Below are 7284 nucleotides of genomic sequence, written 5' to 3'. Positions count from 1 at the left end.
CGGTGCAGCCGCCATACCCGATACTGATCGGTCTCGTGGGCTCGGAGATGTGTATAAGAGACAGGCTCAGCCACCGAGCGAAGCGCCGGTCGTACGACGTCGATCGAGCCGGCACTCGTGCGAGTGTCGGTCCTCGGCGGCAACACCCAACTCGACGTCGGGCTCCCCGCTGCCGTGCCGGTGGCAGTGCTGATCGGCGAACTCGTCGCCCAGATCACCTCACGCATCCCGGTCCAGCGCGACCAGGACGACCCCGACGTCGACCCCTCGACGCAGCCACCCGACCGCCATCACCGTTGGACGCTCGCACTTGTCGGACAGCAACCGCTCGCTCCGAACCGAACGTTGTCGGAGTCAGGTGTTCGTGACGGCGACCTCCTGATGCTGCAGTCGGTCGACACCGGCGAATCGCCTGTGCTGTTCGACGACGTCGTCGACGCCGTCGCACGACTCAACGATTCGGTGTTCGCGACGTGGTCGCCGACCGCCGCGCGCTACAGCGGATACGTCGCGACCTTGGTGGCCACACTGGGTGCAGCCACATCGCTCGGCCTCACTCGACTCGGCGGAATGGGAAGCACGACAGCAATATTCGGTGCGATCGCGGCGCTGGCATTTCTTGTCGCCGCCGCGGTTGTCGCGCGACACTACGACGACGCGCCGTCGGCGACCGTGCTGTCGGCGTCGGCCATGCCATTCGCATTCGTCACTGGCCTGTTGACGCCTCCCGGCACTTTCGGCGCTGCCCACCTGGCGCTGGGGTGCGCGCTGGTCTTACTCGCCGCTGTCGTCTCGTATCGCGTGGCCGCGGTCGGGCCGGTCACCCACAGCGCGCTGACCACTGCGGCCGCGCTGGCGGGCGGTGGAGCAGTCCTGGCGCTCATCGCAGACGGCGTGGGTGTCGAGAAGGTGTCGGCGGTCGTGGCGGCAGTCGGCCTGTTGACCGTGTGCACCGCATCGCGCGCGACGATCCTACTCACCAAACTGCCTGTTCCACCGGTACCGACGGCGGGCGCACCGATCGACCTCGACGTGTTCGAACCGACGCCTGCGATCGAGGGGATCGGCGCTATCGGTGCGATTGCGCTACCCAAAGTCGATGCGCTCGAACGACGCTCGCATCTCGCCAACGCGTATCTGACCGGGATCATCGGCGGCGCAACCACTGTCACCGCACTAGCAGCATGTGGTACAGCCGCTCCCCTCTCGGGATTCCACGCGATCGCGGTCGCATACGCGATCGTCATCGGTCTGGTCCTGTGCCTGCGTGGTCGCTCGTACAGCGACCTCGCGCAGGCGGCAACACAGATCGCCGGTGGCGCGTTGACGGTGATCGCGGTCTTCGTCGGACTCGCGGTGGGCGATCCGTCGCCGTGGGCACTCGTCGGGTTCGGCGTCGCAACGGCACTGGCTGTCGTTGCCGTGATCGTCGGCAGACTCGCTGCGGCTCATGACTTCTCACCGATGCTGCGACGCAGCGCAGAACTGTTCGAGTACACGTTGCTGCTCGCGGTCATCCCCTTGCTGCTGTGGATACTCGACCTCTACCGCATCGTGCGGGAGTTCTGACGTTGGCGCGCGCACGCGCATGTTCTGTTGCGGCGACGATGGTCTCGTGCGTCGCGGTGCTCGTATGCTCGAGTGAGGCTCCGGCGCTTGCGGTGACACCACCTGTCATCGACGCCTCCGCGCTGGTCAGATCTGCGCCTGTGGCACCGCCCGAAGCCACAGAGCAACGCACGCTGTGTGCCACACCGATTGCCGCAGAAGCGTATTCGTCGGCGACGGGTGCGCAGGCGATGATGCGGCTGCCGGACGCCTGGCGATTCAGCAGGGGCACCGGACAGCGCGTCGCGGTGATAGACACCGGCGTGAGCCCGAGTCGACGACTCCCCCGACTGACCGCGGGTGGCGACTATGTGTCGACCGGCGACGGTTTGTCCGACTGCGACGCACACGGCACACTCGTCGCGGGCATCATCGCGGGCGCGCCGAGCAGCACCGACGCCTTTACCGGCGTGGCACCCGACGCGTCGATCATCTCGATTCGTCAGTCGAGTACAGCGTTCGGCGCCAAGCGTTCTCGCGGTTCCGAAGATCCGAACGTCGGAAGTGGATACGGCTCGGTCCGGACGCTCGCCAACGCGGTGGTCCGCGCCGTCGACCTCGGCGCAACGGTCATCAACATCTCGGAGGTGGCATGTGCCGCCGTAGGGTCCAAGCTCAACGACCGATCGCTCGGCGCCGCAGTGAGATACGCGCACACGCGCGACGTCGTTGTCGTCGTCGCCGCGGGCAATCTGACGCGTGATTCGGCATGTTCGAGTCAGAATCCGATCCCCCGCGGCGACGACCCGACGGGCTGGCGTTCGGTCTCGATGATCGCGAGCCCCGCATGGTTCTCGCCGTATGTACTCACGGTCGGCTCCGTGGACGCGGGCACCGGCGCCCCGAGCGATTTCAGCATCAACGGCCCGTGGGTGTCTGTAGCGGCACCGGGAACCGACGTCGTCAGCATTGACGGTTCGGGTCGGGTCGTGTATGCGCAGCAGGATCAGTCGGGTCCAATCCCCTTGCGCGGCACCAGCTTTTCGACCGCCTACGTGAGCGGCCTCGTCGCGCTTGTCCGTGCTCGATACCCGCGGCTGACCGCCGCCGCGGTCATCGATCGTGTCACCAGAACGGCCCACGCGCCGGGTACCGGTCGGGACACCCGTATCGGATTCGGAGTCGTCGACCCCGTCGCGGCGCTCACCGCAGAACTCGACGACACTCCACGCGCCGAAGCCGTCGCACATCCGATCGCAGCGCCGCCGTCACCGCGGGCACCCGATCACACCGCTCGCAACGTCGCCCTGCTCGGTACGGGGGCAGCCGCGGTGCTCATCGTGGTGGTTCTCGCACTAGCGCTGCCGCATCGACGCACCCGCACGCTCAGTCCCGACGAGTACTAGTACTGACTCGCCAGGCCTACAACAACCGTCGGCTACTTCGACGACGTCCGCGCGGGCCGCAACTCGCGCGGCAGTGCGAACGTCAGCGTCTCCTCGGCGGTGTTGACCTTCTCGACCGTGTGGTAGCCGCGTTCGGCGAGGTAGTCGAGCACTCCGCGCACCAAGACCTCGGGCACCGACGCACCGGAGGTGACGCCGACAGTCGAGACGCCGTCGAGCCACGAGTCGTCGATCTCGCGGGCGTAGTCGACAAGGTGGCCGTCCTTGGCGCCGTTCTGCACCGCGACCTCGACAAGCCGCACCGAGTTCGATGAGTTCTTGGACCCCACCACGATCACCAGGTCGCACTGCGGAGCCATCGCCTTCACCGCGACCTGGCGGTTCTGGGTGGCGTAGCAAATGTCGTCGCTCGGCGGGTCGTTCAGAAGGGGGAACTTCTCCCGCAGCCGCCGCACGGTTTCCATCGTCTCGTCGACCGACAGTGTGGTCTGCGAGAGCCAGATCACCTTGGACTCGTCGCGCACGGTCACCTTGTCGACGCTGTCGGGGCCGTCGACGATCTGGATGTGCTCGGGAGCCTCGCCGGAGGTTCCCTCGACCTCCTCATGGCCCTCGTGACCGATCAGCAGGATGTCGTAATCGTCGCGGGCGAAACGCTTGGCCTCCTGGTGCACCTTGGTGACCAGCGGACAGGTGGCGTCGATGGTCTTGAGGCTGCGGGCCGCAGCCGTGCGATGCACCTCCGGCGACACCCCGTGCGCGGAGAAGACGACGATCGCACCCTCCGGTACCTCGTCGGTCTCGCCGACGAACACGGCGCCACGCTCGGTGAGCGTGTCCACGACGTGCCTGTTGTGAACGATCTCTTTGCGCACGTAGACCGGTGCTCCGTGCTTGTCCAGGGCGCGTTCGACGGTCTCGACCGCACGGTCGACGCCCGCGCAGTAACCACGCGGCTCGGCCAGCAGGACACGCTTGGGTTCAGACATGGTCTCCAGGGTACGTGGTGTCATGCCCGCGAACCGCCGCACTTCGGGTTGGTGTGACGCAGACCAGATGGCAGAGTGTTGTCATGGTTCGCGCACCCTATCCTGCACGTATCGCCGCAGGTCTCATCGTCGTGGCAATCGAAGAGACCCGCCGACTGCCGACTCGCCTGTTCACGCTGCCCATGACAGCGGTGAGTCAGACGCTGCAAGCCGGTATGCGGGCACAGCAGCAGATCGCCGAGCTGGCCATCAAGGGCGACGAGGCGCTCGACCTTCTCTTCGACAAACCCGACGAACAGCCCGAGTGGGCACGATTCGACGAAGACGAGCTGACCGAGATCGACCCCGGGACGCCCATCGAGAGTCCGGACACCGAATCAACGGTGACCCGGACCGCCCAGGTCACGACGCTGCACGCGGCACCGAAGATGACTGCGAAGTCGTCCACTGAGCCCGCCGCGGCGCACAAGAGTTCGGCCGACAAGACTTCGGCCCAAAAGAGTTCGGCGCAGAAGAAGTCGGCCCAAAAGAGTTCAGCGCAGAAGAGTTCGGCCCAGGAGAGTTCGGCCCAGAAGGACACAGCGACAAAAGCCCCGAAGGCCACGGCCGAGACGAGCACGGCGACCAAGGACTCGACGCCCGCGAAGGCCACCCCCACGGCGGAACCCGCGAAGACCGCGACACCGGCGTCGTCGAAGACCACAGAGGCCGCGGCACCCCGTGCCGACGCCGGGCGGTTCGCGCTCTACAGCTCCGCGCCCGCCGACCTCATCGCAGGTGAGACAGCCTCCTCCGACGACAAAGTCTCCGACGTCGACAAGCCGGAGATCGTCGAGTTCATCGAGTACGACACCCTGACGCTGGCCCAACTGCGCGCCAAGTTGCGGGCCGTCGACCTCGACGACCTCACCGCGCTGGTCACGTACGAGACGGCGACAAAGAACCGGGCACCGTTCATCACGATGCTCGACAACCGGATCACCGCCCAGAACAAGCGGTCGTGACCTCGGCGAACGCAACGCCGCCCGGGAACTCCAGAGACACGGGCAACTCAAGGGACACCGCGAACTCCAAGGACACGGGCAACAACGCCGACAACCCGTGGCCGGTACGCACCGTCAACCGCAAGATCGCGGAGTGGATCAACCGGCTCGGGCAGATCTGGGTGGAGGGTCAGGTCACCCAGGTCTCGCGCCGACCAGGAACCCGAACCTCGTTCCTCACGCTGCGTGATCCGGCCGCCGACATCTCGATCACCGTCACCTGCAGCCCCGACCTGTTGATGCGCACCGAGGTGCCCGTGACCGAGGGCAGCCACGTCGTGATGCTCGGACGACCCGACTTCTACGCCGGCCGCGGCACGATCTCGTTGCGCGTCACGGACATTCGGCCCATCGGCGTCGGCCAGTTACTCCTGCGCATCGAGCGTCTCAAACAACTCCTGGCGGCGGAGGGGCTCTTCGATCCGCGCCTCAAGCGGTCGCTGCCGTTCCTGCCCCGCACCGTCGGGTTGATCTCCGGACGCGCGAGCGCCGCGCAGCGCGACGTGATGTCGGTGGCGCAAGCACGATGGACGCAGGTGCGCTTCGCGGTTCGCGACGCTCCCGTCCAGGGACCGACAGCAGTGCCACGCATCCTGGCGCACCTCGCCGATCTCGACGCCGACCCCGAAATCGACGTCATCGTGATCGCACGCGGCGGTGGCAGCGTCGAAGATCTACTCCCCTTCTCCGACGAGGCGCTGCTGCGGGCCGTCGCAGCATGCACCACGCCGGTCATCAGCGCGATCGGACACGAACCCGACAATCCGCTCCTCGACCTCGTCGCCGACATCCGCGCCGCCACCCCGACCGACGCGGCCAAGCGTGTCGTCCCCGACGTCACCGCCGAACTCGCGGGCATCGCAGAGATGCGCCGACGCAGCGCGCACGCACTGCGCAACTGGGTCCACCGCGAGGAACGGGTGATCGCGGGTCTGCGTGCACGGCCCGTCCTGGCCAACCCGTTCACCATGATCGACCGACGCTCCGACGACGTCGAACGCATGCGCCGCGACATCCGGCGCGACGTCAGCAGGATGGTCGACGCCGAGCACCGCCGCGTCGAACATCTCTCCGCGCGCCTGTCGACACTCGGTCCGGCGCAGACGCTCGCCCGCGGGTACGCCGTCGTCCAACGAGTCGACGACGGCGACCCCCACGTGGTGACCTCGACCGACCAGATGCCCGCCGGCGCGCGACTGCGCATCCGCGTCGGCGACGGCGCCGCCGCTGCTGAGGTCACGTCACCACAACCCGCCCCCGACGCCGAGAAGCACACAGCGAAGAGCACCGACACCCCCAGCACGAAGAGGAGCACGAAGTGACCGGCCCCGCGAAAGGCAAGTCCGCCAAGCCGATTCCGGTGGCGCAGCTCGGTTACGAGCAGGCACGCGACGAGCTCATCGAGGTCGTCACGACACTCGAACACGGCGGCCTCGACCTCGACGCATCGCTCGCGCTCTGGGAACGCGGCGAAGCACTGGCCACGCGCTGCGAGGAACACCTCACCGGCGCGCGTGACCGCATCGAGGCTGCCCTCTCACCCGATGACAGCGAGGACGAGGACGAGTTCGACGACTCAGACCCCGACGAGGACTGAGCTCGTCCGGACCGGGCTCACCCGGGCCGGGATTCCGACAAAAGCGCTCGAGAGCCCTACTTCGGCAGCGGCTGCTGGGCGAGCACCGACTGCGCCATCTGCTCCATCTCGGAGTCGGGACCGCGCGACATCACGGCGATCCGCACGTCGGAAAGGTCGGTGATCCAGAACTTGTTGTCGTCGTGCGTCGAATAGGTCACCCAGGTGTGCCCGCCGATGTCCTTGGTGCCCGTTCCCGACGACACGTCGTCGCCGCCGAGCTTCTCGACGAGATCGTCCTCGGACGCATTGGTCTGCGTGAGCTGCAGATAGGCGCCGGTGCCGGTGACCCAACCGACGTTGCTCGACGTCGCGCCGCCTGCCATCTCCCCGGTGCTGCCCGAGTTCGGCTTCCAGCCCTCCGGTGTCGGGGGTCGTCGAATCGGAAACGGCATGGTCCGCGCGTCGGCGGCAAGTCCGTTGTAGACGTCGTACGCGGGGGTTTTGTCGTCGGACGCGGTGCCGGTCAGTCCCACCGAGCAGTTGCCGGATGCGATCGCAACCAGCGCGCACACCGCCAGCAACGGGATCAGCGTCCAGATCATGTCCTTGCCGCTGGTCAGTATGCGGGGTTTGCTCGCCATGGCTGACGAGTATCCCAGCCGCGCGCCGCACCCCGCGTCGCGCCCCTCGACCAGCGTGCCCGCCGCCACAATCGACTG

At 67.2% G+C, this 7284-nt stretch carries 7 protein-coding genes; 5 read left to right on the top strand and 2 right to left on the bottom strand.

Annotated features, from left to right (window positions below; genetic code table 11):
* Positions 1-117: 117 nt before the first annotated feature.
* Together eccD and mycP are read left to right on the top strand one after the other, a co-directional pair.
* Entirely contained in the window at positions 118-1569 is a 1452-nt protein-coding gene (eccD, locus tag A5788_RS08785) for a type VII secretion integral membrane protein EccD (RefSeq protein ID WP_064869596.1), read from the top strand.
* A 2-nt stretch (positions 1570-1571) separates the two neighbouring features.
* A complete protein-coding gene (gene mycP / locus A5788_RS08780; protein ID WP_442902925.1) occupies positions 1572-2954 on the top strand; it encodes a type VII secretion-associated serine protease mycosin in 1383 nt (460 codons plus the stop codon).
* Positions 2955-2986: 32 nt separating this feature from the next.
* On the opposite strand, the gene A5788_RS08775 is transcribed toward mycP, so the two are convergent.
* Positions 2987-3943, bottom strand: coding sequence for a 4-hydroxy-3-methylbut-2-enyl diphosphate reductase (locus tag A5788_RS08775; protein ID WP_064869598.1), 957 nt, complete (start codon positions 3941-3943; stop codon positions 2987-2989).
* An 83-nt stretch (positions 3944-4026) separates the two neighbouring features.
* Between A5788_RS08775 and A5788_RS08770 the strand changes: the two genes are divergently transcribed.
* From A5788_RS08770 to A5788_RS08760, 3 genes are read left to right on the top strand one after another with little or no spacing between them, the layout of a single operon-like run.
* Positions 4027-4947 carry a lipid droplet-associated protein gene (locus A5788_RS08770; protein WP_064869520.1) on the top strand — a complete coding sequence of 307 codons (921 nt, stop codon included), beginning with the start codon at positions 4027-4029 and terminating at the stop codon, positions 4945-4947.
* Positions 4944-6308 (top strand): exodeoxyribonuclease VII large subunit, encoded by a 1365-nt coding sequence (xseA, locus tag A5788_RS08765; protein WP_064869521.1) that lies wholly within the window; start codon positions 4944-4946, stop codon positions 6306-6308. Before A5788_RS08770 ends, xseA begins: the two co-directional genes overlap by 4 nt.
* Positions 6305-6583 (top strand): exodeoxyribonuclease VII small subunit, encoded by a 279-nt coding sequence (locus tag A5788_RS08760; protein WP_064869523.1) that lies wholly within the window; start codon positions 6305-6307, stop codon positions 6581-6583. The genes xseA and A5788_RS08760 overlap by 4 nt, the downstream gene beginning before the upstream one ends.
* Before the next feature lie 56 nt (positions 6584-6639).
* Here the strand turns inward: A5788_RS08760 and A5788_RS08755 are convergent, their stop codons facing one another.
* Positions 6640-7206, bottom strand: coding sequence for a DUF4245 domain-containing protein (locus tag A5788_RS08755; RefSeq protein ID WP_064869600.1), 567 nt, complete (start codon positions 7204-7206; stop codon positions 6640-6642).
* Positions 7207-7284 lie beyond the last annotated feature (78 nt).

This window comes from Gordonia sp. 852002-50816_SCH5313054-c, from assembly GCF_001665925.1.
GTDB classification, from domain to species: Bacteria; Actinomycetota; Actinomycetes; order Mycobacteriales; family Mycobacteriaceae; genus Gordonia; species Gordonia jacobaea.
The sequence above is the reverse complement of the archived record's forward strand: the minus strand, read 5'-3'. Positions and strand labels throughout refer to the sequence as shown.

Excerpts from the sequence above, each read along its gene's own strand:
- A5788_RS08770 (WP_064869520.1), top strand. The coding sequence starts at position 4,027 with ATGGTTCGCGCACCCTATCCTGCACGTATCGCCGCAGGTCTCATCGTC.
- A5788_RS08755 (WP_064869600.1), bottom strand. The coding sequence starts at position 7,206 with ATGGCGAGCAAACCCCGCATACTGACCAGCGGCAAGGACATGATCTGG.
- A5788_RS08775 (WP_064869598.1), bottom strand. The coding sequence starts at position 3,943 with ATGTCTGAACCCAAGCGTGTCCTGCTGGCCGAGCCGCGTGGTTACTGC.